Here is a 23,601-nt window from a genome sequence, read left to right as displayed (position 1 = left end):
TGCTGCATAATTTTGTCCTTAAATCGATTCCGATTTACGGAATTATACGGTAGCCGGGATTTCAGTTGCCAAATTCCAATTTAGACCCTGCCGGACGGCTGACAAGTCGGCGCCGACGCACTATCTCGTGAGATATCAAAGGTCTCGATGCAAAAATCGGGGTCAAACGGGACGGAACAATGGCAGAAGCCGAAATTCAGCAAACCGGCGATGCCGCCGGACTGGCGGCGCTGATTGCGCGTGCCGCCGGGCAGACCGGCGAAAAGGCGCGCGGCCTGCCGCCGGTGGACCGTTGGAATCCGCCGTTCTGCGGTGACATCGACATGGAGATTCGCGCCGACGGCACCTGGTTCTATCTGGGCACTCCGATCGGCCGGCAGCCCCTGGTCAGACTGTTCTCCACCGTTCTGCGCAAGGACGAGGACGGGCGCACCTATCTTGTGACTCCTGTGGAAAAGGTCGGCATCCGCATCGTCGATGCCCCCTTCGTCGCCGTCGAGATGAGCGTCACGCATGGAGGAGAGGGCCAGGTCCTGACCTTCCGCACCAATGTCGGCGACGTGGTCGAAGCGGGGCCGGAGCACCCGCTGCGCTTCGTCATCCATGGCGAGAACCGGGAGCTGAAGCCATATCTACATGTGCGCGGACGCCTGGAGGCACTGGTCTCCCGGCCGGTGATGTATGACATCGTCGAACTCGGCGAGACGCTTGAAGTCGACGGCACGGAAATGTTCTGCGTGCGCTCCGCCGGCGCCGTCTTCCCGATCATGCCGGCGGTCGAGTTGGAAGCGCTTTCCCGATGAACCGGCATCTCTTCTCTGCTGACGAGTTCCGTCGACGCGCGCTGACCCAGATGGGCGGGCCGGTGGAAACCGCCTGGCGCGATCATGGCGACTTCCTGCTCAATCCCGGCATGGTGCCTTATCTCGAGACGCTGCACCTGAAGGACGCTGCCGTTCTCGTGCCGGTTGTCGACGATGGCGACGATGCGAGCGTCATCCTGACCCAGCGCACCACCAGCCTGCGCAAGCATTCCGGCCAGGTGGCTTTCCCCGGGGGCGCTGTCGATCCCGAGGACCGGTCCGTCGAAGTGGCAGCGCTCCGCGAGGCGCAGGAGGAGATCGGTCTCGATCCGCGCTTTGTCGAAACCATCGGCCGGCTGCCGCATTACATGGCCATGTCCGGTTTTCGCATCACTCCGGTGCTGGCGGTGGTGAAACCCGGCTTCGAACTGACAGCCAATCCGGATGAGGTCGAAAGCGTCTTCGAGGTGCCGCTGTCCTTCCTGATGAACCCGAGCAATCACGCCCGCGGGCGCGGACATTGGCAGGGCGAGGAACGGCATTTCTACCGAATGCCCTATGGCGACTACAACATCTGGGGTATCACCGCCGGCATTCTCCGCATGCTCTATGAAAGGCTTTATGCATGATTTCCGTTGCCGGCGAAGGCTGGTTTTCATCGCCTTCTCTCCGCCGCGTCTTCGAGGTCCTGAACGTCGAGGGCGGCGAGGTCAGGGTCGTCGGCGGCGCGGTGCGCAACAGCTTGATGGGCCTGCCTGCCGGCGACATCGACATGGCGACCACCTGGCGCCCGCAGGACGTGTCCGAGCGGGCGAAGGCGGCGGGCATCAAGGTGGTGCCGACCGGCATCGATCATGGCACGGTGACGCTCGTCATCGACGCAACACCCTATGAAGTCACGACGCTCCGCCGCGACGTTGAGACCGATGGGCGGCGCGCGGAAGTCGCGTTCGGCACCGACTGGAAGGCGGATGCGGAGCGGCGGGATTTCACGATCAACGCACTCTATGCCAACGATCGCGGCGAAGTGTTCGATGACGTCGGTGGGCTGGCGGATATCGAGACCCGCACGGTACGCTTCATCGGCGATGCTTCCGAGCGGGTCGCCGAGGATTATCTGCGCATCCTGCGTTTCTTCCGGTTCTTCGCTCATTACGGCAGCGGCCGACCGGATGCCGACGGCTTGCGCGCCTGCGCGAGGGCGCGTTCGAAACTTGCAACGCTCTCGGCCGAACGGGTCTGGGCCGAAACGAAGAAATTGCTCTCCGCCGAGGATCCCGGCCGTGCGCTCCTTTGGATGCGCCAGGCCGGCGTGCTGACCGAGATTCTGCCGGAAACGGAGAAATGGGGCATCGACGCGATCCCGGATATCGTTGCCGCCGAGCGGGCCTTTGGCTGGACGCCGAGCCCGCTTCTGCGCCTGGCCGCAATCGTGCCGCCGGACGAGGAGCGGCTGGAGGCGATGGCGGAGCGTCTGCGTCTGTCGAAGGTCGAGGCTGCCTATTTCGGTCGCTGGGCCAAGGCGCCGGCGGTCCCGGCGGCGACCGCCGATACGGCCTTCGACCGGCTGCTTTATCGTCATGGCGCGGAGGGGATTGTCGTCCGGCTGCGGCTGGCGCTGGCAACGGCGCGGCGCAAGTCGGAAGGCGATCCGGCATTGTTGTCGGAAACCGCGGCGCTGCGCCGGCTATTGGCGCGTGCGGAAGCCTGGAAACGGCCAAGCTTTCCGCTGAGTGGCGGTGACGTGCTGAAGGCCGGCGTGCCGGCCGGCCCAAGAGTGGGGGAAATCCTCGGCGAACTCGAAAATCTTTGGATCGAGCGCAACTTCACTCTCGACCGGGCAAACCTCGTCGCCCGGCTCGAAGCCATGGTGCGGCCGGACTGATCGGACGGCTTACGCCGCCTAGAGGACGGCTACGCCGCCTTGGATTCGTCGGTGATCCGGGCCTTGATGTTTTCGATCATGTTTTCGCGGATGATCGTCTCGCCGTGCGTTTCGCGCATGTGCTCCACGACGCGGCGCACGATTTCGGCATCGTTGTCGGCGCGCGTGTGCCATTCGCAACCCGGGACGAGTGAACCGCATTCAAACAGGCGCATGGTGCTTCCTTCCCTGTGTAAGTTTGATGCGAGAGCGCGGTGCGCCAGCCGGGCGACCGCGCAAATAGAGTAGCATCAACCCCCGAGGCGGCCAAATTGTTCCAGCCGGGCGCGCGAGCAGAAAGCATTATCGACAAGCGTGCCGATGGTGTTATGGGTTTGCGGTAACAAGAGACGCAAAGGCCCTTTTGCCCATGACCACCGTTCAATCGGAACTGATCTCCGCCATCCGGAACATTCCTGATTATCCGAAGCCGGGCGTGATGTTTCGCGATATCACCACGCTGCTCGGTAATCCACGCGCCTTTCGCCGCGCGATTGACGAGCTGGTACATCCCTACGCCGGTACCAAGATCGATAAGATCGCCGGCATCGAGGCGCGCGGTTTCATTCTCGGTGGCGCGATCGCACACCAGCTTTCGTCGGGCTTCGTGCCGATCCGCAAGAAAGGCAAGCTGCCGCACGACACCGTGCGCATCGCCTACAGCCTGGAATACGGCGTCGACGAGATGGAGATGCACAAGGATGCGATCCGACCGGGTGAAAAGGTGATCCTCGTCGACGACCTGATCGCAACCGGCGGCACGGCGGAAGCCGCTACCAAGCTTCTGAAGCAGATGGGCGCCGAAATCGTAGCGGCCTGTTTCGTCATCGATCTGCCCGAACTCGGCGGACGTAAGAAGCTCGAAGCGCTCGGCGTCAACGTCCGGACGCTGATCGAATTCGAAGGCCATTGATCAATCCGGCGATTCCTGCATGTCGTCGGGACGCAGATATGCAGCAAATCGGCCACCGTCGCGCGTGATAAGACGCGCGACGCCATAGAGCGGGGCGAATGCTGCGCCCTTTCTCGTCTCTGCGCTAGAGCCGATTGATCGTCCGCAACATCAGCTGCACTTCACGCTGTGTTGCCGGTGGCAGTGTTTCCACTTCCTTCTGCCAGAAGCTTTCGGCTTCCGGCGGCTCTTCTTCCCAGCTTCTGACCGATGTTTGGTTGTCGTCTATGACGACACGACGGTGACCGCCGAGACGTATATATTCGTCCGCCAGTTCGCGGACATGGGTTTTTTCCATGGCTACTCCTCCGCTACGAGCGGTTCGTCGCCCTCAAGCCGCCGGAGACGCGGCCGACGGCGCGCGACCTTGCTTGCGAATAGACAGTCTATCTCTGGTCAGCGGCGAATTTATGGAGGTGCGGCGGTTCAAGGTGTTACAGCGATCTTGGCGCCTCTTAAAAGCAGCGTGGCACTGTAGGCGGGGCGGCCATCGCCGCGTCAGACGAACTCGATCACCTTGCTCTCGAAGCGGATCACCGCCTCGCCATGCTGGTTGTCGCCTTCGCACAGGATCGTGTTGATCCGCCAGCCGGGTTTCGAGTTGAGCGAGCGGCTTTCGAGGAAGGTCACGAAATAGGTGACGGTGTCTCCGGCATAGACCGGCTTCAGCCATTTGAGGTCGCGGAAGCCGGGCGAGGGGCCGAGGTTCGGCGCACGCAGCCCCTCGGCGGCAAGCCGGCGCTGCTCGTTCTTCCAGAAGCGGACGAAGCATTGCATCCAACCGGCTGAGGTATGCCAGCCCGATGCGCAGAGCCCGCCGAACAGCGAATGCCGCGCCGCTTCTTCATCGAGATGGAAAGGCTGCGGGTCGAAGTCGCGAGCGAAGCGGATGATGTCCTCGGCCGTGAAAGTCAGGCTGCCGATGGCAGTCTTGGCCCGGGCGGCGTAAAATTCTTCCATCGTCATCATCAGGCCTGGCCCTTCTCGCGGGCGCGAAAGAGAACCGTACATTCGGAGATCGCCACGGGTTCACCCGTCTGGTTGGTGATTTCGTTGCGGAACTTGACGATGCCGAGCTCAGGCTTCGACCGCGAGCGCCGCGCCTCGAGCACGAGGCTGAAGCCGGTGAGGACGTCTCCAGCGATAACCGGTTTCCTCCAGTCCATGAAGTCGATGCCGGGCGAACCCTGGGACGTCGAGTCGCCCATGAAGGCGTCGAGCATCATGCGCATGCCGACGGCGCTGGTGTGCCAGCCGGACGCTGCAAGACCACCTAGGATGCTGCGTTTTCCCGCTTCCTCGTCGAGATGCATCGGCTGCTGGTCGAACTCGCTGGCGAAGGCGATCATCTCCGCCGGCTTCATCTCGACCGGCTTGTAGTCGAAACGCCGCCCTTCGGAAAAATCCTCGAAATACAGCATGCTTGAGTTGTCCCGTCTGATTTGTTGCCGCCTTACCTACTGCATAATTTCGCGGAGCGGAATCGATTTGAGCGGGATGGCCGGATGCCGGCCTCGACGTCATCGGCACCCTCCGGCAGCGACTGCGCCGCATGATCATGGACCTGTTGCCGGAAACGATTACGGCGCGGTTGCATGCCGCGCCGAAATGCCGAGTTCGTCGCGCGCTGCACTCCTTGCATCGCGCCTGGTCCTTGATCTTGCGCGTGTCGCGCAAGACCGCCGCAACACTTACGTGTTGAAGCGGAAGTGGATGACGTCGCCGTCCTGGACAACGTATTCCTTGCCTTCGTCGCGCGCCTTGCCAGCTTCCTTGGCGCCGGTTTCGCCGCCGAGCGCGATGTAGTCGTCATAGGCGATGGTGTTGGCGCGAATGAAACCGCGTTCGAAATCCGAGTGGATGACGCCGGCAGCCTGCGGCGCCTTGGTGCCGCGCTGGATCGTCCAGGCGCGGGTTTCCTTGGGGCCGACGGTGAAATAGGTGATGAGGTCGAGCAGCTTGTAGCCGGCACGGATCAGGCGGTCGAGACCGGCTTCTTCCAGGCCGAGCGCGCTGAGGAATTCCTTGGCCTCTTCATCCGGCAGCTGCGCCACTTCCGACTCGATGGCAGCCGAAATCACGACGGACTCGGCGCCCTGGGCCTTGGCCATTTCGGCGACGGCACGGGTGTGTTCGTTGCCGTCGGCAGCGTCACTTTCGGCGACGTTGCAAACATAGAGAACCGGATGCGCGGTCAGGAGGTTGAGCCCCTGCAGGATGCGCAGTTCTTCGGCATCGAGCTTCGAAAGCAGGGTGCGGACCGGCTTGCCTTCGCGCAGCAGGTTCAGTGAGGCCTCCATGATCGGAAGCTGGGCCATGGACTCCTTGTCCTTGCCGACGGCGCGCTTGCGAGTCTGCTCGGTGCGGCGCTCCAGGCTATCGAGGTCGGCGAGCATCAGCTCGGTCTCGATCGTCTCGGCGTCGGCGACCGGATGGATGCGGCCTTCGACGTGGGTGATGTCGTCATCCTCGAAGCAGCGGAGCACGTGAACGACGGCGTCCACTTCGCGGATGTTGGCGAGGAACTGGTTGCCGAGGCCTTCGCCCTTCGACGCGCCGCGCACCAGGCCGGCGATGTCGACGAAGGAGATGCGCGTCGGGATGATTTCCTTCGACTTGGCAGTTTCGGCAAGCTTGCGCATGCGCGGATCCGGCACTGCCACTTCGCCGGTGTTCGGCTCGATGGTGCAGAAGGGATAGTTGGCGGCTTGCGCGGCCGCCGTCTTGGTGAGCGCGTTGAAGAGAGTGGACTTGCCGACGTTCGGCAGTCCGACAATACCGCATTTGAAGCCCATGGGGTCTCGTCCGTATCTTAAAATTCCGTTGGCGTGGCTATGCGGGAAGGGCGCTTCCTGGTCAAGGGCGCACGCCCTGTTCACGGTAAATAAGGGGCTTGCGCCGTTGAACGCACGACCCTTGGGCCGCATATGCGCCTCAGAATTCCGCCGGCCCTGTGGAGGCGGCGAAAAATCCGGGGAGCCTGCATTGATCGACCAGAAGTTCATGTTCCCGCGCGTGCCGGTGGCTGTCGTCGATATCGGCGACACGCTGGAGGCCCTGTTGATCCGTTCCATGCTGGAGAGCCTTGGCGCCGTCGTCACGCTGCATCTGCCGGGAACGCCTGAGGATTTCCTGACCCTGATCGCTGGCGGTGAACGCGTGCATCAGCATCTGATCATCTGCGGCCACGGCGACGAAAACGGTTTCGTCTTCGGCGAATATATCGAGGATATCGACACCTCGATGCTGGTCGAAGGAAGTCTGCCGCCCTCGGTGGTCGCAGAGCACGCCCGGCTCGACGGCAAGATCGTTCTCAGCACCTGCTGCGAAACCGGCGGCAAGGCGTTCGCCGATGCCATCGTCGGGAAGGGAGGGGCAGCACTCTATGTCGCTCCCGACGGTTCGCCCGAAGGGGCCGATGCGCCGCTCTTCGTCCATTGCTTCTATCATGCGCTTCTCGCGCGCAAGCAGACGCCCGAGGCGGCGCTGGAGCGGGCCCGCTCTTGCGACGAGGCGGCGGTGATGTTCGTCGGCCACTGGCGCGGCCGCTGATAGCTGTAACTGGAATCCGGCTTTTGCTTGATCGGTGCGCCTGCCCGTAGGATAGTGCGCATCGTGCGGCGCGCGATCTTAGCGAGAGTCCGCTGCGACACTGAGATCTGCTGCCCGGATCTGTCCTTGAATCCATTTCGATTTAAGAAGCCATGCGGTGGCGGCCGTGCCGTCCTTTCTGTCATCAACGGGGTGGTTCCGATGAGTGACAACGAAGTTGCCAGAAAAGTCAAAGTGAAGGTCAAGCCGAAGCTCGAACGGCCGAAGCTTTACAAGGTCATGCTGCTCAATGACGATTACACGCCGCGGGAATTCGTCGTTGGCGTGCTCAAGGCCGTGTTCCATATGAGTGAGGAGGCGGGTTATCGCGTGATGATGACGGCGCACAAGATGGGCACTTCGGTGGTCGTCGTCTGCGTGCGCGACATTGCCGAAACCAAGGCCAAGGCGGCGACCGATCTCGCCAAGGAAGCGGGTTTTCCATTGCTCTTCACCACCGAGCCCGAGGAATAGCGGCCGGCGCCGACCATGCCCGGCTGCTGCCGGCCTGCTTTATGCGTTCCTGTGCAGACGAAGCGGCTTGGTCGCTTCTCGCTCGATCGTGCCCTTGGCCTCGAGGTCGAGCTGAGCCGCCTTCAGCCACCAGCCGGCCTTTGCCCCCTCGGGAAAGAGGTCCTGCGGCAGGAGCGGCAGCAGCTTTTCCTTCGCTTCGGCAACTGTGAGGCCCGGTGCGGCCGCTGGCAGCACCGCCAGCAAGGCTTTTCGCATCGCCTCGTATTTCACCCGGTCGACGCGGTATTTGTGGCCGGGCGATACGATATTTTCGATCTCGATCTTCTCAGCCCCGGATGCCATTGGCCTCGCCTTTCACATAGTCGATCTCCGGCGCCTTGAAGCCCATGGCGGCCCAGGCCTTCAGCAGCCGCCACATGAACCGGCCCGAATGCGTCTTGTAGCTCGGCAACGTGTCGGTGAATTCGACGCCCGCCTTGCGATCTTTTGTCATGGTCCGCATTTCGAGCGGCGGCTGGTCATCCGGGGCGAAGCGCTGGTTGTAGACGCTCAGCCAGTGGCCGCCCTTGAATTCTAGGAACATGGCGGCGTTGCAGCAGCTCGCAATGACCCTGCGCGTCGGCGCCGTTGGCGTCAACCGATGCTCGCGCAGCAGGTCGCCGCCCCGGATACAGCGGATCCTGTCCTTCCGGTAGAGCGCGAAGCGCGTCGAGCCATCGGCTTCCAGCACCGGCGACGCTTCGGGCAGAGCCTCGAAGCGCTCGCCGGCGGTGCGGCAACTGGTGCAGTAGCAGGCGGCGCCGACGATCGGCTCGCCGACGGCTTCAAAGGCAACCAGCCCGCAGCGGCAGGCGGCGATGCGATTTCTTGCTTGCGGCTTGACCATGGCTCTCCCCGATCCCGTTTCATCAACTAGACTGGACCGTCCAGTTTGATTTGTCAATCCGACTGGCCTATCCTAGGTGGCAAGTGATTTGCTGACGTAAGGCAGGGGGAAGGGCAGGTTTGAGCAACGGCGCAAAGACGCGCATGGAGCGCACCCGCAGGGCGATCGTGGCGGCGGCGAGCGATCTCTTCCTGAAGCACGGCTTTCTCGGCACCAACATGGATGAGATCGCGGCGACCGCGGAGGTATCGAAACAGACGGTGTATTCCCATTTCCAGAGCAAGGAGGCGCTGTTTCTGGAAGTCGTGCGCAGCATGACCGGTGGCGCCGGCGACGAGTTTCAGGAGCAGGTCGCCGACCCTGAAGGCGATGAGCCGATCGAGGAATTCCTGCTCGACTATGCCACCCAGTTGCTGACGATCGTGATGACGCCGCGGCTGATGCAGGTGCGGCGCCTGGTGATCGCCGAGGTCGAGCGCTTTCCACAGCTCGGCGAAGCATTGCACGAGCGCGGGCCGATGCGTTCGATCAGGCGGCTTGCGGCCGCCTTCAAGCGCTATAGCGAGAAGGGCGACATCCGGGTGAAGGATACTGAGGTGGCCGGCGGGTTCTTCAACTGGCTCGTCATGGGTGGACCGGTGAACGACGCCATGCTGCTCGGCGATAGCGCCATTCCAGCGCCGGAGGCTTTGAAATCGCATGCGGAGGAAGCGGTGCGGATCTTCCTTGCTGCGCATCGAGTGGACGACGCGGCCGTGGCCGTCTCGGTTGAGGCATGCCCCGCACGGCCATTCGATCCGAACATCATGACCGAGCCGGATGAGTGACGGTCAGGGACGCCGGATCTGATAACCGGTCTTGTCCTGCTTGAAGCCACAGTTCTCATAAAATCGTAACGTCGCGGGATCTTTTGATCCCGTCAGCAGCATCACCTTGTAACAACCAGTGTCCCAGGCCTTGGCGATGGCGTGCCGGATAAGCGCCCCGGCAAAGCCCTGCCGCCGAAAGGCGGCTGCGGTGACGACGTTTTCGACCAATGCGTAGGGCGCGCCGGCCCGCGTCAGATTCGGCACGACGACAAGCGTGACCGAGGTGGCGGCGATATCGCCGGCAAGACCGATGAAAACCGTCATGCCGGGTTGGGCATCGATCGCTGCAAAGCGCTCGGCGGCCAGCGCCGCATCGAGCGCCGGGTCGTCTGGGTTCAGCTCGCGGTAGAGGGCAAGAAGATCGGACAGGTCGCCAGCCGATGCGGTGCGGATGGTCAGGGCCGGGCTCGACACGCCTCAGTCTCCCTTCGACCCGAACATCTTCTTCAGCATATCGGCCATCGGGCCGGTCGCCGGCAGCTTCTTCGGCTGGGCTGAATTGCGCGCCTGATGGATGTGCGATTGCGCGCCCTGCTTCTTCGAGGATTCGGGCTTGTCCGCTTCCGGCTTGCCGCCGGTCGCGAGCGCGATCTTGTTCAGGAGCTGGGAATCCTCGCCGCGCACCAGCATGTCGGCATTGTCGGCGATCGCGTCGAGCAGCGGCACCAGCCAGGTCTGGTCGGCCTTGGCGAAATCGCCGAGCACATGGGCGTGCACCAGATCCTTGACGCCGGGATGGCCGATGCCGAGGCGCAGACGACGATAGTCCTTGCCGCAATGAGCGTCGATCGACTTGATGCCGTTGTGGCCGCCATGGCCGCCGCCGACCTTGATCCGCGCCTTGGCGGCGGGCAGGTCGAGCTCGTCATAGATGACGGTGATGTCCTTCGGCTGCAGCTTGTAGAAACGCATGGCCTCGCCGACCGCCTCGCCGGAGAGGTTCATGAACGTCTGCGGTTTCATCAAGAGCACGCGCTCGCCGGCGATCTCGCCTTCGGCGATCTCGGCCTTGAACTTCTTCGACCAGGAGGAAAAGCCGTGCCGGCGGTGAATGACGTCGACCGCCATGAAGCCGATGTTGTGCCGGTTGGCGGCGTATTTCGAACCTGGATTGCCAAGCCCTGCGATGATCAGCATGTCGTCACGCGTCGATGATTTCGGGGTGGAGCCATCCCAAATCATCGTGCCCGGGGGAAGTCAACGCTTATTTCTCGGCATGCAGGCTGGCATTCGGCGTCAGGCCATAGTGCTTGAAGATCTCGTCCTGGGTACCGTCGCCGACCAGCCGGTCAAGTTCACGCTGCATCGCGGCGATGGTTGCCCGCGATACGTCGCGGTGGCAGGCGATGCCATAGAGCTTGCCCTCGAGCACGAGCGCCGCTTCGACCGGTTTGCCCTCGGCGCGCATGATCTGGAAGGTCTTTTCCGATGTCATCAGCAGGTCGACGCGTCCGGCGATCAGCTTCTTCAGGCTGGAATCGAGGTTGGCGGCATAGTCGATCTTCGGAAAGCCGTGGTCCCTGAGATAGGTTGCGGAGAAGTCCTCGCGCTGCGTGCCCACGGTATACTGACGCGCCGCTTCCAGCGAAGCCGGCGCTATGTCGGAGCCGGTGTGGCGAACCATCACCATGTGATCGACGAGCAGCGGCTCGACCCATTGGAACTTCCTGTCGCGTTCGGCGTCGTGGCCAGTGGTGAAGACGCAATAGGCGGGATCGGTTTCGGCCAGCATGAAGGCTCGCGCCCAGGGCAGGACCTCGATCGTGTAAGGCTGTTTCAGCCGCTCCATGATCAGCTTGACCTGGTCGACGGCGGCGCCGCTCGGACCGTTCTCGGTCGAAAAATTGTAAGGCGGGTACTCCTCGGTGACGAACTTGATCGTCTGCGCCTGCGCGGTCGTGAAGAGACCGAGGAAAAACAATGGGATCAGCGCCTTCACGTGCCTTCCTCCTTTTGCCGCTTGTTGTGGTGTCCGCGCGACACGCCCGCGTCCCGAACCTCCATCGGGGTCGTGGCCGCTGGCGCCGAACATCATGCCCGCTTGCCTGCGGCCGTCGCCGCCTTTGCTTCCGAGTCGCTTTCCAGCATCTTCAGCATGCTTTCGATCGGCATCGGTCGGCTGAAGAGATAGCCCTGGCCGCAATCGACGCCCAGCTTGCGCAGGAGCTGCCATTGCTCCTTCGTCTCGATGCCCTCGGCGACGACGGTGCAGCCCATCTGGTGCGAGATGGTGCGGATACCCTTGATCAGCATGCGGCTCTTGCGCCGGATGTCGGCGGTGCCTGAGCTTAGAGAACGGGTGAAGGACTGGTCGACCTTGACGATATCGACCGGGAAACGGTTGAGGTAGCTCAGCGACGAATAGCCGGTGCCGAAGTCGTCGAGCGCGATGCGACAGCCGAATTCGTTGAGCTGTTTCAGCACCGCATGTACTTCCGGATTGTCGAGCATGAGCACGGCCTCGGTGATCTCGACAACGATCCGGCTGGGCGAAATATGGTGCTTCAGCAGCAGGGCGGCGAGCTTGTGCGGCAGCGTCAGCTCGAATTGCAGCGGCGAGAAGTTGACGGCCAGATAGGTATCCTGCGTGCCGTCCAGCTCGGAGACCGCCGCCAGATGGCGGATCGCCTTCTCGAGGATGCGGTCGCCGATGCGCGCGATCGTGCCGGTCTCCTCGGCGATGCCGATGATCTTGCCCGGCGGCATCAGGCCCTTTTCCGGGTGGTTGAGGCGCATCAGTGCCTCGAAGCCGGCAATCTGCCCGTCGGCAAGGCTGACGATCGGCTGCAGCCAGGCCTCGAAGTGGTCGTCCTTCAGCCCGGCTTCGATGCACTGTTCGATCTCATGGCGTTCGCGGGAAGCGTCGAGCATGCTGGCGTCGAACAGCTTCAGGCCGTTCTTGCCATCATGCTTGCGCGCATACATCGCCATATCCGCCTTGAGCAGCAAGTCGGAAGCGTTTTCCGCATGGGCTGGGTAGACCGAGATGCCGACGCTGGCGCTGACGAGGAGTTCGTTGCCGGCAATCGGCATCGGCTCGCGAAGCGCCGAAACGATGCGCTCGCCGATCTCGCTCGCGAGCGCCGCGGCGTCCGTGTCGGAAATCAGGATGGCGAATTCGTCGCCGCCGAGACGGGCCATGATGTCGCCGGGGCGCAGCGCGTCATGGATGAGCTCGACCGTGTGGCGCAGCACGTCGTCGCCGGCTGCGTGGCCGAAATTGTCGTTGATCCACTTGAAGCGGTCGAGATCGATGAACAGGCAGCCGAGCTGCATGCCGCATTCGTCGGCCTGGCGGATTGCGTCGTCGAGGGCTGCCTCGAACCCCTGGCGGTTGAGCAGCCCGGTGAGGTGGTCGGTGATCGCCTGGGTGTGGTTGCGGCTCTCCGCCTGCTTCAGCGCCGTGACATCGGTCATGACCGAGAGCGACAGGCTGCCTTCGCCGATCGCCTTCGTTTCCTGGATCAGGACCGTCATCAGTTCGTCGTCCGCCTTGCGGAACGGCACCGTGACCTCGCGGATCTCGTGATCGCCGACGGCGATCGTCTTGGCGTAACTGCGATAGATCTCGTGCCAGTGCTGGTCGATGAAGTCGACGAAGTCGCGGCCGATGACGTCGTCGCGATCATAGCCGGTCGCCAGCAGCCAATAGTCGCTGACGGCGAGCAGGCGCCCGTCGACGTCGAGCGAAAACAGCATGGCCGGCGTCAGGTTGTAGATGTCGGTGACACGTTCGTGCGCATTTTTCAGTTCCGTCTCCTCGCGCTCGAGCCGGTCCTGCATCTCGTTGAAGTTGGCGGCAAGCGCGCCCATTTCGTCGTCGGAGGTCCAGTCGACGCGGTGACGCGAGCCGAGCCGCCGGGTCGCCTCGATCGCCGCCGTCAGGCGCATCAGCGGGCGCATCACGGTGAAGCGATTGCCGACGAGTGCTGCGGCGAAGACGATGGCGACGGCGAAGAGCAGGATGGCGAGGATCGCCAGCTCGTCCTTGCTGAATTGCGACAGAAGGCCGGGCGTCGGTACTCTCACTTCGATGCGGCCGACCTCCTTCATCCCATCCATGGACTGATAGGAAATGGGCAGGCCGAGGATCCGGTCCTTGGCGCCGGGCACGGCGCCGCCAAGCGGCATCTGTGCGAGGATCGAGCCGGTTTGGTCGCGGACGGTGACGGAGAGGATATCGGTGCCGTTTATCAGCGAGCGGGCGATGTGCTTGATGCCGTCGCTGTCGAAATCCCAGATCGGCTTGCCCAGCGCCTCGGCGCTTGCGGCCATCAGCAGTTCGATATTGTGAATCCGCTCGCGTGCGATGCGTTCGCTGGAAATGCTCAGGAAGAGGACGAGCAGCGGGGCAATGAAAACGAGCATTGCGCCACAGACAATCGCAATAAATCGGTTCTCCACGGAGTGCATCATCGGATGCACGCCTTTGAAGGTGCTGCCACGCATCTCATATTCGGATTCTCTTCAGTCTGAGCCCCAGTTTCCCCGCCAGAAGAACATCATCAAAACCTTAAATGTTGCTGAAATCGCTTCGTGATAAATGATGAGACGCGATGCCGGCGCCAGGTGACGACGGGCCTGTGGATCAATGCAAAAAGCCCGCCCCAAACGAATGGGACGGGCTCTCGATGAAGTGCGGCGGGACTGGCTTTTCGCCAGTCACCCGAAAGCCAATCAGGCTTCTGCTTCGCCTTCGGCTTCTTCCTTCACGCCACCGGCCGGAGCAACAAGCGTTGCAACGGTGAAATCGCGGTCGGTGATGACCGGGGTCGCACCCTTCGGCAGCTTGATGTTGGAAATGTGAACGGCGTCGCCGACCTTGAGGCCGGAGAGATCGACGGTCAGGAATTCCGGAATGTCGTCAGCCGAAACGTTGAGCTCGACTTCGTGGCGAACGATGTTGAGAACGCCGCCGGCCTTGAGGCCCGGGGACTTTTCTTCGTTCACGAAGTGAACCGGAACTTCAACGGTGACCTGGCTGTCCTTGGAGACGCGCAGGAAGTCGACATGCATGGTGAAGTCGCGGACCGGATCCAGCTGGTAGTCCTTCGGCAGGACGCGGATCTTTTCGCCGTTGACGTCGATGGTTGCGACGGTGGTCATGAAACCGCCGGCGTGGATCTTCATCGTCACTTCCTTGGTGGAGAGTGCGATGGAAAGGGGGGCCTGCTTGTCACCGTAGATGACAGCCGGGATAAGACCGTTGCGGCGAAGTTCACGGGAGGACCCCTTACCAACCCGTTCGCGCGTCTCGGCCTTGAGCTCGTAAGTTGCGTGGCTCATGGGTAGACCTTTCTATGTCTAATTCTGGAGAGCTCATCCGACACGCCGGATGAACCGAAGCCGCATGGGCTTCATCCGCGTTGCCTCCAAGGGTGTCTACGCGGACGCGCGGTGCATAGACGAGATCGCCCGCAAATGCAAGCTTTGCCGCGGGTTCAGGCCTTTTTGCGGGTGAGGCGCGCCAGCGCCAGCATCAACCCGCCGGCGATCAGACCCCAGAAGGCGCCGGAAACGCCGCCGAAACTGACGCCGGAGGCCGTGACCAGGAAGGTGATGGCCGCGGCCTCGCGGGTCTTCGCCTCGGTGAAGGCGGCCATGGCGGAACTGGCGAAGGCGCCGACGAGGGCGAGACCGGCGACCGCCTCGATCAGGATGGAGGGCGCAAGGCTGACGAAGGTGGTGACGACGCCGGCAAGCAGGCCGAAGAGAATATAGAAGGCGCCGGCATTGATCGCGGACCAGTAGCGCCTGCCGCGATCGGGATGGGAATCGCTGCCGGCGCACATGGCCGCCGTGATCGCCGCAAGGTTGACGGCATGGCCGCCAAAGGGAGCGCTCAGCATGGAGAAGACACCGGTCGTCGCGAACAGCGGGCCGGGGGCGGGGTGATAGTCGTTGACCTTCAGGACCGCGATGCCGGGGATGTTCTGCGAGGCCATGGTGACGATGAAGAGCGGCAGGGCAATGCTGACCATGGCGGCGACATTGAACTGCGGGGTCACGAACTCGACGGTCGGCACCAGCGCGGATGACAGGGAGGAAAGGGCTCCTTCGGGGATCTCGACACCGAAGGCGATGACGAGCACGAAGGCGACGAGCGCGGCAGGCACCGCATAGAGCTTGTTGACGCTGCCGACGACTGCCCAGGCAATCAGGATCGGCAATCCCAAGAGAGGATTGAAGGCAATCGCCTTGACCGGCGCGAAGCAGAGGCTGAGCAGCACGCCGGCGAGCATGGCATTGGCGAGCGGGGCAGGGATGGTCGAAACCAGACGGCCGAGCGGTTTCCAGAGGCCGGCGATGACGACGAGCAATCCACAGACGAGAAAGGCGCCGACGGCAGCATTGAAGCCGCCCTCGATGATCCCGGCGCTCGCGAGCAGCGCGGCACCCGGCGTCGACCAGGCGATGCTGACCGGCAGCCGCGTGACGGCGCTGATGACGATCGCGCAGACGCCCATGGAGATCGACAGCGCCATCAGCCCGGAGGCGGCCTGTGCTTCGCTGGCGCCGACGCCGGTCAGCCCATGCAGAACGACGGCGAAGGAACTGGCGAAGCCGACGAAGGCGATCAGCAGGCCCATGAAAAGGCTCTGGAGCGAAAAGTCACGAAACATGGCGGCAACCGGCTGTTGTTGGTTGAGTCGCGGCGATTGATCCTTTCGCCTACCACATTCGGGCCGGCTGTCGATATCGGCGGCGTGATGCACCGATCAAACTCGCTGACGGGTACTTGGGATCTCGAACCTTCGTCTGGCTGGACCTTTGCGGAGATCGTTGGCTATAGTGCCGCCCAAGCAGGTGCGCCGTTTGGGAGATCGGCCGCATCGGTCTTCGCCGGTCGACGCTTTCAGGGAGGAAGGCGATGCCTGTCGTCAGGGATCATTCGGAACTTGTCTATCGGGTCGCGCACCAGTCTTCGGCCGCGGCGAGTTCGCCGGTGGCGGCGTCCTGGCGCCGCTGCATGACCCTGCACAAGCTTGCTCCGGAGGAAGCGCGTACGCCGCTTCGGCTCTTGGACAGCGAGTTTCTCTCCGTCCGCGAACGTTCGGGTGAATTGCTGGCGGAGGCCGGCATCGAGCTCGACCGGTTGTTTGCGACCGTCGGCAAGGCCGGCTGCTGCCTGCTCCTCACGGATAATGATGGCGTGGCGCTCGAACGGCGCGGCGCGGTCGGCGACGACGCGGATTTTCGGGGCGTCGGGCTCTGGTCGGGAACGGTGTGGAGCGAGGCGAGCGTCGGCACCAACGGCATCGGCACGGCGATTGCCGACGAGCGCGCCGTCGTCATCCAGCGCGACCAGCATTTCCTCAGCCGCAACATCGGTCTGAGCTGTGCGACCGCGCCGATCCGCGACCATCGCGGCCGGCTGGCGGCGGCCATCGACATTTCCACCTGCCGCGACGATGCCTCCGAGATCACCATGTCGATCCTGTCGCAGGCGGTTCGCGATGCCGCCGCGCGCATCGAGGCCGGCCTCTTCCGCCGCGCCTTTGCCAGTGCGCGCATCGTGCTGGTGCCGGTGGATCGCGCCGGGCCAGCGCTTCTCGCCGTCGACCGCGATGACCTCGTGCTCGGCGCCACACGTGCTGCGCGGCAATGGCTCGATCTCGACGACAAACGCATTGCTGCCGGGGTTCCGGCCTCCGATCTTCTGAGGGAAGACACGTCCGGCGATGCCGCCGAGCTTCCCGATGCGGAACGTGCCGCGCTTCGACGTGTGCTTTCGCGCGCCAACGGCAACGTCTCCATGGCGGCAGAACTGCTCGGCATCAGCCGCGCCACGCTTTACCGCAAGATGAAGCGGCTTTCGGTGAATTGATCTCCTCATCGTGGAGAATGCCCTCATCCCGACCTTCTCCCCGTTGTGACGGGGAGAAGGTCCCCGAAGATGGCGGGCAGCTTCTGACGGTTGCCGTTCCCTGTTTGCTGCATTGCAGCACGCTCGATGGAGCCAAGCTGTCTCAATTCTGAAACAGATCGTCTTGCGGGCGATTGCGCCTCACTATCGAAGATGACGGATCCGCCTCACCTTCCTCTCACAGCTCGGTTGCTGGTTCTCAGGGAGGAATGACCATGTTGCATCAGAAGATCGTCGAAAGCCCGTTCAAGCAGAAATACGGCAACTTCATCGGCGGCGAATGGCGCGAGCCGGTGGCCGGCCGCTACTTTGACAACACGACGCCGGTGACGGGCGGTGTGCTTTGCCAGGTGGCACGCTCGGACGCCGCCGATATCGAGCTGGCGCTTGATGCCGCCCATGCGGTTCGCGAGAAATGGGGCCGGACCTCGGCCGCCGAGCGCTCCAACATCCTGATGAAGATCGCCGGCCGCATGGAGGACAATCTCGAACTCCTGGCGCGGGCCGAAACCTTCGACAACGGCAAGCCGATCCGCGAGACCATGGCCGCCGACATTCCGCTCGCCATCGATCATTTCCGCTACTTCGCCGCCTGCATCCGCGCCCAGGAAGGCTCGATCGGCGAGATCGACCACGACACGGTCGCCTATCACTTCCACGAGCCGCTCGGCGTCGTCGGCCAGATCATTCCCTGGAACTTCCCGATCCTGATGGCGGCGTGGAAGCTGGCGCCGGCGCTTGCCGCCGGCAACTGCGTCGTGTTGAAGCCGGCCGAGCAGACGCCGGCCTCGATCCTCGTCTGGGCGGAACTGATCGGCGATCTGCTGCCGGCGGGCGTGCTCAACATCGTCAACGGCTTCGGCCTTGAGGCCGGCAAGCCGCTCGCCACCAGCCCGCGCATTGCCAAGATCGCCTTTACCGGCGAGACCACGACCGGCCGGCTGATCATGCAATATGCCAGCCAGAACCTCATTCCGGTGACGCTGGAACTCGGCGGCAAGTCGCCGAACATCTTCTTCGCCGACGTGCTCGCCGAGGACGACGACTATTTCGACAAGGCACTCGAAGGCTTTGCCATGTTCGCGCTGAACCAGGGCGAAGTCTGCACCTGCCCGAGCCGCGCGCTGGTGCAGGAGAGCATCTATGACCGCTTCATGGAGCGGGCAGTGAAGCGCGTCGAGGCGATCCGCCAGGGCAATCCGCTCGACAGCGCCACGATGATCGGCGCGCAGGCGTCGAGCGAGCAGCTCGAGAAGATCCTCTCCTATATCGACATCGGCAAGCAGGAGGGCGCCGAAGTGCTGACCGGCGGCGGCCGCAATGTGCTGGAAGGCGAACTGGCGGAAGGCTTCTACGTCAAGCCGACCGTCTTCCGCGGGCACAACAGGATGCGGATCTTCCAGGAGGAAATCTTCGGGCCGGTCGTCTCGGTCACCACCTTCAAGACGGAAGCCGAGGCGCTGGAGATCGCCAACGACACGCTCTACGGCCTCGGTGCCGGCGTCTGGAGCCGCGATGCCAACCGCTGCTACCGCTTCGGCCGTGAAATCCAGGCCGGCCGCGTCTGGACCAATTGCTATCACGCCTATCCGGCCCACGCGGCCTTCGGCGGCTACAAGCAGTCCGGCATCGGCCGCGAGACGCACAAGATGATGCTCGATCACTACCAGCAGACCAAGAACATGCTGGTGAGCTACAGCCCGAAGGCGCTCGGCTTCTTCTGATCGGAACCTGCCTTCCCCGCCGCCGGGGAAGGCAACACGAGCGGGAGGGAGGTCGTCTCCACCCTTCCTCGAGCTCGAGCGGCGGCTGAGGCGTGCTCTCCACCCGCGCCTCAGCCGGCCAATGCAGAATGCGCCCGATCAGGGAGGCTTGCGATGCCCATCGAAATGACAGGAACAACAGAGGTCAACGAACCGCGCGTGCTGGCGACGGATGCGGCACTCGATCTCATCGCCGAGATCCGGCGCGCTCACCCCGATATCCTGTTTCACCAGTCCGGCGGTTGCTGCGACGGCTCGTCACCCATGTGTTATCCGGCCGATGATTACATCGTCGGCGACAATGACGTGAAGCTCGGCGAGATCGGCGGCGTACCCGTCTATATCAGCGCCAGCCAGTTCGAGGTCTGGAAGCACACGCAACTGATCATCGACGTGGTGCCGGGCAGGGGCGGCATGTTCTCGCTCGACAATGGACGGGAGAAGCGGTTCCTGACGCGGTCGCGGCTGTTTGATGGCGGCGAGGGGTGCGTCGTCGTGCGTGAATAGCGCTCCTATACGCGCCGACACAACCTCATTTCCGCCTTACGTGGAACGACGTGCGACTGGTCTGCCGGTGCTCCAGGCACGAAATACTCTTCATCAGCGCCTTGAGGTTCTCAAATCCGTGTTTTCGGGGCGAGAAATTCGATATGCGTTTGTTGAGCACGCTACCGACTTTGCCGAGATGAGCCCACCCGTCGTCGCCCAACACTTCGTCAATAACTGTCAAGATTTCTTTTAGAGGCAGCTTTGCCGGCTTATTCGAACTAAAATCGCCTTTTGCACCTTTCACAAGAAGGTGATCGCAATAAATGAACTGGTTGCATGAATTCGCGTAGGGCTTGGGAGCCTTCTTTTCGCCAAAGCCATAGACGGACAAGCCGTCTTCTCGGATTCGGCTTGCGAGTGAGGTGAAATCGCTGTCGCTGGAAGCGATGCAAAAACCGTCGACTTGTCCGCGATGCAAGATATCCATCGCTTCGATCGCCAGCTTCAAGTCGGTGGCGTTCTTGCTCTTCGCGGCGGGTACGACGTGAACCGACGAGAACGCATATTCATGGAGCAGAGGCTGCCAGGCTGCCATGGCAGCACTGCCAAAGTGTCCGTAAACGCGCTTGATGATAGCGGTGCCGATGGCCGATGCCTCTTGGACAATGAACGGCAGAAAATCGGAGCTGATGTTGTCGGCATCCACCAATATCGCAAGGCGATCGCGTCGCCCCGGAGAGCCAAGTTCCATGCTTACACCCGGACATGTCTCTTATCTAAATTAGCTAATTTATGAGGCCTGCACCTTAGAATTGTCAATGTGCTTGCGTTTCAGGCGTGGTTGCGAAATTGGTGGATGGAGCGACCTACCTCCGCTCCCGCACCATCTTTGCCGCCAGATCAAGGAACGCCCGCAACTTGGGCTGAGTCTGGGCTTTGGCCGGGAAATAAATGAAGAGGCCGGGCGACGTCGGCAGGTAGGCTTCGAGCACCCGTTCGAGGCGCCCGCCTGTGACTGCGTCGTGCACGGAGAGATTCGGCAGATAGGCAAGCCCGGTGCCGGCTTCCGCCATCTCCACGAGCATCTGGAAGTCGTTGACGGTCAGCCCGCCGGGTACGTCGACCGAGAAGTCACGTCCCTCCCGCTCGAACTCCCAGCGGTAGATCGTGCCGGACGCCGGGTAGCGATAACGGATCGCCTCGTGGCGCGTCAGCTCTTCGGGCGTTTGCGGCCGGCCTCGCTTCACGAAGTAGGCGGGTGAGCCGACCACGGCCCAGGTGATGTCGGGTGTCAGCCGCACTGCGATCATGTCCCGTTCGACCGCTTCGCCGATGCGGATGCCGGCATCGAAGCCGCGCTCGGTGATGTCGACTGCCGCATCGTCGATCGCCACTTCCACCGACACATCGGGATGAGCCTGCCGGAAGCGCGGTAGCAGCGGGGTCAGAACCAGCGGGATCGCCATGCGCGGCACGGTCAGCCGCAGGTTGCCCATGGGTCGGTCGCGAAAGTCGCCGAGCAATTCATAGGCATCGACGATCTCGGTGGCGGCTGGGCGCACGCGCTTGAGAAAAGCGCTGCCGGCTTCGGTCAGCGCGACGCGCCGCGTGGTGCGGACGAAGAGTTGCAGGCCGAGACGGGTTTCCAGCGCCCTGATCGTCTGGCTGACGGCATTGGGCGTGACGCCAAGCGTCGCCGCCGCCGCCGTGAAGCTGTTGTGCTCCGCGACCGCCAGAAATTCCCGCAATCCGTTGAAGGGATCGTCCGCCATTTGCCGATTATGAATATTTTCTTCCAGAGGTTTAAAGATAAAGCCTGTTTTTCGCAATAATCAACTTCGGCATGTTCTCTGCACCCAATCGGTCTATGAGGAAGATGGAGAACGACATGCAATATACGACGCTTGGAAATACCGGTCTCGTGGTCTCGCGCCTTGCTTTCGGCGCCATGACCTTTACCGCCGGCGATCGCAGCCTTGGTGCCGTCTACAAGACTGATACCGAAGTGGCCGACGCCCTTGTCGGGCAGGCGCTGGATGCGGGCATCAATTTCTTCGACACGGCCGACGCCTATGCCTCCGGGCAGTCGGAACGCATCCTCGGCGAAGCGCTCAAGTCGCGTCGCGACGAGGTGGTGATCGCCACCAAGGTCGGTTTTCGCACCGGATCGCCGTTCACCCAGGCTGGCCTCTCGCGCCGCCATATTCTCTGGTCGGTCGACCAGAGCCTCAAGCGCCTCGGTACGGACTGGATCGATACCTATATCGTCCACAAGGAGGATCCGTACACGCCGCTCGAGGAAACGCTTTCCGCGCTCGACGCGGTCGTACGGTCCGGCAAGGTGCGCTACATCGGCTTTTCCAACTGGTCGGCCTGGAAGGTGGCGGCGGCAATGGAGATCCAGAAGGCCAACGGGCTGGCATCCTTCACCCATGGCCAGATGCATTATTCCTTGCTTGGTCGCGATGTGGAGCGTGACGTCATCCCGATGATGCAGCGGTACGGGCTCGGGCTGACGGTCTGGAGCCCGCTCGCTTCAGGCTTTCTCTCCGGCAAATACACGCGCGAAAATCTCGGCGATCCGGACAACCGCTATTCCGGCTTCGACATCCTGCCCTTTGACAAGGAGCAGGGCTTCAAACTGGTGGAGCGCATGCGGATGATCGCCGATCACCATGGGGCGAGCGTGGCGCAGGTGGCGATCGCCTGGCTGCTGGCAAAGAAGGCGGTGACGAGCGTGCTGCTCGGCGCCTCCAAGCCGCACCAGCTCAAGGACAATCTCGGCGCGGCCGATCTGGCGTTGACGCCAGCGGAAATCGCCGCGCTCGATGCCGAGACCGTGCCCGCGCCGGTTTATCCGAACTGGTTCATCGACAATCTCGTCGACCAGCCGGTGGCGCAGGCTCTCGGGAAATAGCGGCATCTCCACAACAAAAAACGCCGGCGCTTGGCGCCGGCGTTCATGAATTGCCGAGTTGGAAACGACCTCAGTCGAAGAGGCTCGATACCGACTCTTCCTGGCTGGTGCGGCTGATAGCTTCGCCGAGCAGGCCTGCCGTCGTGATCACCCGGATATTGTGGGCGGACTGGACGGCCGTTGTCGGCTGGATCGAGTCGGTGATGACCAGTTCCTTCAGCATCGACGAGGTGACACGGGCAACCGCGCCGCCGGAGAGGACGCCGTGGGTGATGTAGGCGGTGACGCTGGTTGCGCCGTTCTTCAGCAGCGCTTCGGCCGCGTTGCAGAGCGTGCCGCCGGAATCGACGATGTCGTCGATCAGCAGGCAGTCCTTGCCCTTCACGTCGCCGATGACGTTCATGACTTCCGATTCACCCGGACGGTCGCGGCGCTTGTCGACGATCGCCAGCAGACAGTCGAGGCGCTTGGCGAGTGCGCGGGCGCGAACCACGCCACCGACATCCGGCGAAACGACCATGACGTTCTTGAGGTCGTAGTTTTCCTTGACGTCACGCGCCAGGATCGGGATCGCATAGAGATTATCGGTCGGGATATCGAAGAAGCCCTGGATCTGTCCGGCATGAAGATCGAGGGTCAGCACGCGGTCGGCGCCGGCTTCGGTGATCAGGTTGGCGACGAGCTTGGCGGAGATCGGCGTGCGCGGACCGGGTTTGCGGTCCTGGCGAGCATAGCCGAAATAGGGAAGCACGGCGGTGATGCGGCGGGCGGAGGAGCGGCGCACCGCGTCGATCATGATGAGCAGTTCCATCAGGTGATCGTTGGTGGGGAAGGAGGTCGACTGGATGATGAAGACATCCTCGCCGCGCACGTTTTCGCCGATTTCGACGAAGATTTCCTGATCGGCGAAACGGCGTACTGTCGCTTTGCCGAGGGGCAGGTTGAGATAGTTGCAGATCGCTTCGGCCAGGAGCCGGTTCGAATTGCCTGCGAAAACCTTCATTGACGGACCGCCTTGAGCTGGCGCGGTCACCGTCCGGCACTTTTCCGGGAGCGGCGTGTTCCG

General features: G+C 62.8%; 27 protein-coding genes. 11 read left to right on the top strand and 16 right to left on the bottom strand.

What is annotated here, in order from left to right:
• Positions 1-179 precede the first annotated feature (179 nt).
• The 3 genes from ACQ5BM_RS22455 to ACQ5BM_RS22445 are packed head-to-tail and all read left to right on the top strand — an operon-like array spanning position 180 to position 2,688.
• Positions 180-803, top strand: a complete 624-nt coding sequence (locus ACQ5BM_RS22455) for a DUF1285 domain-containing protein (protein ID WP_429816136.1) — start codon at positions 180-182, stop codon at positions 801-803.
• Positions 800-1,432, top strand: a complete 633-nt coding sequence (locus tag ACQ5BM_RS22450) for a CoA pyrophosphatase (RefSeq protein WP_429816133.1) — start codon at positions 800-802, stop codon at positions 1,430-1,432. Before ACQ5BM_RS22455 ends, ACQ5BM_RS22450 begins: the two co-directional genes overlap by 4 nt.
• Positions 1,429-2,688 (top strand): CCA tRNA nucleotidyltransferase, encoded by a 1,260-nt coding sequence (locus ACQ5BM_RS22445; RefSeq protein ID WP_429816130.1) that lies wholly within the window; start codon positions 1,429-1,431, stop codon positions 2,686-2,688. The genes ACQ5BM_RS22450 and ACQ5BM_RS22445 overlap by 4 nt, the downstream gene beginning before the upstream one ends.
• Positions 2,689-2,717: 29 nt before the next feature.
• Here the strand turns inward: ACQ5BM_RS22445 and ACQ5BM_RS22440 are convergent, their stop codons facing one another.
• A complete protein-coding gene (locus ACQ5BM_RS22440; RefSeq protein ID WP_173517404.1) occupies positions 2,718-2,903 on the bottom strand; it encodes a DUF1059 domain-containing protein in 186 nt (61 codons plus the stop codon).
• Between the two features lie 194 nt (positions 2,904-3,097).
• On the opposite strand from ACQ5BM_RS22440, the gene ACQ5BM_RS22435 reads away from it, so the two are divergent.
• The gene (locus ACQ5BM_RS22435) at positions 3,098-3,640 is read left to right on the top strand and encodes an adenine phosphoribosyltransferase (RefSeq protein ID WP_429816127.1); all 543 of its coding nucleotides are present in this window, start codon (positions 3,098-3,100) and stop codon (positions 3,638-3,640) included.
• 124 nt (positions 3,641-3,764) lie between these two features.
• On the opposite strand, the gene ACQ5BM_RS22430 is transcribed toward ACQ5BM_RS22435, so the two are convergent.
• The 4 genes from ACQ5BM_RS22430 to ychF form a co-directional block, all read right to left on the bottom strand.
• Positions 3,765-3,977 (bottom strand): hypothetical protein, encoded by a 213-nt coding sequence (locus ACQ5BM_RS22430; protein ID WP_429816124.1) that lies wholly within the window; start codon positions 3,975-3,977, stop codon positions 3,765-3,767.
• Positions 3,978-4,177: 200 nt separating this feature from the next.
• Positions 4,178-4,648 (bottom strand): MaoC family dehydratase, encoded by a 471-nt coding sequence (locus ACQ5BM_RS22425; RefSeq protein WP_429816121.1) that lies wholly within the window; start codon positions 4,646-4,648, stop codon positions 4,178-4,180.
• Positions 4,648-5,100, bottom strand: coding sequence for a MaoC family dehydratase (locus tag ACQ5BM_RS22420; RefSeq protein WP_429816118.1), 453 nt, complete (start codon positions 5,098-5,100; stop codon positions 4,648-4,650). The genes ACQ5BM_RS22425 and ACQ5BM_RS22420 overlap by 1 nt, the downstream gene beginning before the upstream one ends.
• Positions 5,101-5,370: 270 nt before the next feature.
• Complete coding sequence (gene ychF / locus ACQ5BM_RS22415) at positions 5,371-6,474, bottom strand: redox-regulated ATPase YchF (RefSeq protein WP_429816115.1); 1,104 nt, start codon at positions 6,472-6,474, stop codon at positions 5,371-5,373.
• A gap of 190 nt (positions 6,475-6,664) precedes the next feature.
• Here ychF and ACQ5BM_RS22410 point away from each other — a divergent pair, with 190 nt between their 5' ends.
• Together ACQ5BM_RS22410 and clpS are read left to right on the top strand one after the other, a co-directional pair.
• The gene (locus ACQ5BM_RS22410) at positions 6,665-7,231 is read left to right on the top strand and encodes a hypothetical protein (RefSeq protein ID WP_429816112.1); all 567 of its coding nucleotides are present in this window, start codon (positions 6,665-6,667) and stop codon (positions 7,229-7,231) included.
• Between the two features lie 201 nt (positions 7,232-7,432).
• On the top strand, positions 7,433-7,744 hold the full coding sequence (clpS, locus tag ACQ5BM_RS22405) for an ATP-dependent Clp protease adapter ClpS (RefSeq protein ID WP_057253114.1): 312 nt from the start codon (positions 7,433-7,435) through the stop codon (positions 7,742-7,744).
• A 39-nt stretch (positions 7,745-7,783) separates the two neighbouring features.
• Here the strand turns inward: clpS and ACQ5BM_RS22400 are convergent, their stop codons facing one another.
• Both ACQ5BM_RS22400 and ACQ5BM_RS22395 read right to left on the bottom strand, forming a co-directional pair.
• Positions 7,784-8,086 (bottom strand): DUF6958 family protein, encoded by a 303-nt coding sequence (locus ACQ5BM_RS22400; RefSeq protein WP_429816109.1) that lies wholly within the window; start codon positions 8,084-8,086, stop codon positions 7,784-7,786.
• Entirely contained in the window at positions 8,070-8,630 is a 561-nt protein-coding gene (locus tag ACQ5BM_RS22395) for a GFA family protein (protein ID WP_429816106.1), read from the bottom strand. The genes ACQ5BM_RS22400 and ACQ5BM_RS22395 overlap by 17 nt, the downstream gene beginning before the upstream one ends.
• A 119-nt stretch (positions 8,631-8,749) precedes the next feature.
• Between ACQ5BM_RS22395 and ACQ5BM_RS22390 the strand changes: the two genes are divergently transcribed.
• Complete coding sequence (locus ACQ5BM_RS22390; protein WP_429816103.1) at positions 8,750-9,457, top strand: TetR/AcrR family transcriptional regulator; 708 nt, start codon at positions 8,750-8,752, stop codon at positions 9,455-9,457.
• A gap of 3 nt (positions 9,458-9,460) precedes the next feature.
• On the opposite strand, the gene ACQ5BM_RS22385 is transcribed toward ACQ5BM_RS22390, so the two are convergent.
• From ACQ5BM_RS22385 to ACQ5BM_RS22360, 6 genes are all read right to left on the bottom strand, one after another.
• Positions 9,461-9,913: a GNAT family N-acetyltransferase gene (locus ACQ5BM_RS22385; protein WP_429816100.1), complete on the bottom strand. Its 453-nt coding sequence runs from the start codon at positions 9,911-9,913 to the stop codon at positions 9,461-9,463.
• Positions 9,914-9,916: 3 nt separating this feature from the next.
• Positions 9,917-10,636 (bottom strand): aminoacyl-tRNA hydrolase, encoded by a 720-nt coding sequence (pth, locus tag ACQ5BM_RS22380; protein ID WP_429816097.1) that lies wholly within the window; start codon positions 10,634-10,636, stop codon positions 9,917-9,919.
• A gap of 67 nt (positions 10,637-10,703) precedes the next feature.
• A complete protein-coding gene (locus ACQ5BM_RS22375) occupies positions 10,704-11,438 on the bottom strand; it encodes a substrate-binding periplasmic protein (RefSeq protein WP_429816094.1) in 735 nt (244 codons plus the stop codon).
• A 92-nt stretch (positions 11,439-11,530) separates the two neighbouring features.
• On the bottom strand, positions 11,531-13,915 hold the full coding sequence (locus ACQ5BM_RS22370) for a putative bifunctional diguanylate cyclase/phosphodiesterase (RefSeq protein WP_429816644.1): 2,385 nt from the start codon (positions 13,913-13,915) through the stop codon (positions 11,531-11,533).
• 261 nt (positions 13,916-14,176) lie between these two features.
• Positions 14,177-14,785, bottom strand: coding sequence for a 50S ribosomal protein L25/general stress protein Ctc (locus tag ACQ5BM_RS22365; RefSeq protein WP_429816091.1), 609 nt, complete (start codon positions 14,783-14,785; stop codon positions 14,177-14,179).
• A 155-nt stretch (positions 14,786-14,940) separates the two neighbouring features.
• Positions 14,941-16,122, bottom strand: coding sequence for a benzoate/H(+) symporter BenE family transporter (locus ACQ5BM_RS22360; protein ID WP_429816088.1), 1,182 nt, complete (start codon positions 16,120-16,122; stop codon positions 14,941-14,943).
• Positions 16,123-16,370: 248 nt separating this feature from the next.
• Here ACQ5BM_RS22360 and ACQ5BM_RS22355 point away from each other — a divergent pair, with 248 nt between their 5' ends.
• The 3 genes from ACQ5BM_RS22355 (at position 16,371) to ACQ5BM_RS22345 (ending at position 19,636) form a co-directional block, all read left to right on the top strand.
• Positions 16,371-17,327, top strand: coding sequence for a helix-turn-helix domain-containing protein (locus ACQ5BM_RS22355; RefSeq protein ID WP_429816085.1), 957 nt, complete (start codon positions 16,371-16,373; stop codon positions 17,325-17,327).
• A 254-nt stretch (positions 17,328-17,581) separates the two neighbouring features.
• The gene (adh, locus tag ACQ5BM_RS22350; protein ID WP_429816082.1) at positions 17,582-19,090 is read left to right on the top strand and encodes an aldehyde dehydrogenase; all 1,509 of its coding nucleotides are present in this window, start codon (positions 17,582-17,584) and stop codon (positions 19,088-19,090) included.
• 153 nt (positions 19,091-19,243) lie between these two features.
• Positions 19,244-19,636, top strand: coding sequence for a DUF779 domain-containing protein (locus ACQ5BM_RS22345; RefSeq protein ID WP_429816079.1), 393 nt, complete (start codon positions 19,244-19,246; stop codon positions 19,634-19,636).
• 25 nt (positions 19,637-19,661) lie between these two features.
• On the opposite strand, the gene ACQ5BM_RS22340 is transcribed toward ACQ5BM_RS22345, so the two are convergent.
• Together ACQ5BM_RS22340 and ACQ5BM_RS22335 are read right to left on the bottom strand one after the other, a co-directional pair.
• Positions 19,662-20,369, bottom strand: a complete 708-nt coding sequence (locus tag ACQ5BM_RS22340; RefSeq protein ID WP_429816077.1) for an NYN domain-containing protein — start codon at positions 20,367-20,369, stop codon at positions 19,662-19,664.
• A 115-nt stretch (positions 20,370-20,484) separates the two neighbouring features.
• Positions 20,485-21,390 carry a LysR family transcriptional regulator gene (locus ACQ5BM_RS22335; protein ID WP_429816074.1) on the bottom strand — a complete coding sequence of 302 codons (906 nt, stop codon included), beginning with the start codon at positions 21,388-21,390 and terminating at the stop codon, positions 20,485-20,487.
• A gap of 116 nt (positions 21,391-21,506) precedes the next feature.
• Between ACQ5BM_RS22335 and ACQ5BM_RS22330 the strand changes: the two genes are divergently transcribed.
• Complete coding sequence (locus ACQ5BM_RS22330; RefSeq protein WP_429816071.1) at positions 21,507-22,535, top strand: aldo/keto reductase; 1,029 nt, start codon at positions 21,507-21,509, stop codon at positions 22,533-22,535.
• 70 nt (positions 22,536-22,605) lie between these two features.
• Here ACQ5BM_RS22330 and ACQ5BM_RS22325 read toward each other — a convergent pair whose 3' ends face one another.
• The gene (locus ACQ5BM_RS22325; RefSeq protein ID WP_065775021.1) at positions 22,606-23,538 is read right to left on the bottom strand and encodes a ribose-phosphate pyrophosphokinase; all 933 of its coding nucleotides are present in this window, start codon (positions 23,536-23,538) and stop codon (positions 22,606-22,608) included.
• Between the last annotated feature and the right edge of the window lie 63 nt (positions 23,539-23,601).

Origin of the sequence: Ensifer sp. B1-9, from assembly GCF_050474445.1 — a bacterium.
Classification (GTDB): Bacteria; Pseudomonadota; Alphaproteobacteria; order Rhizobiales; family Rhizobiaceae; genus Ensifer.
Note: the sequence above shows the minus strand (reverse complement) of the source record. Positions and strands in the feature narration are given on the sequence as shown.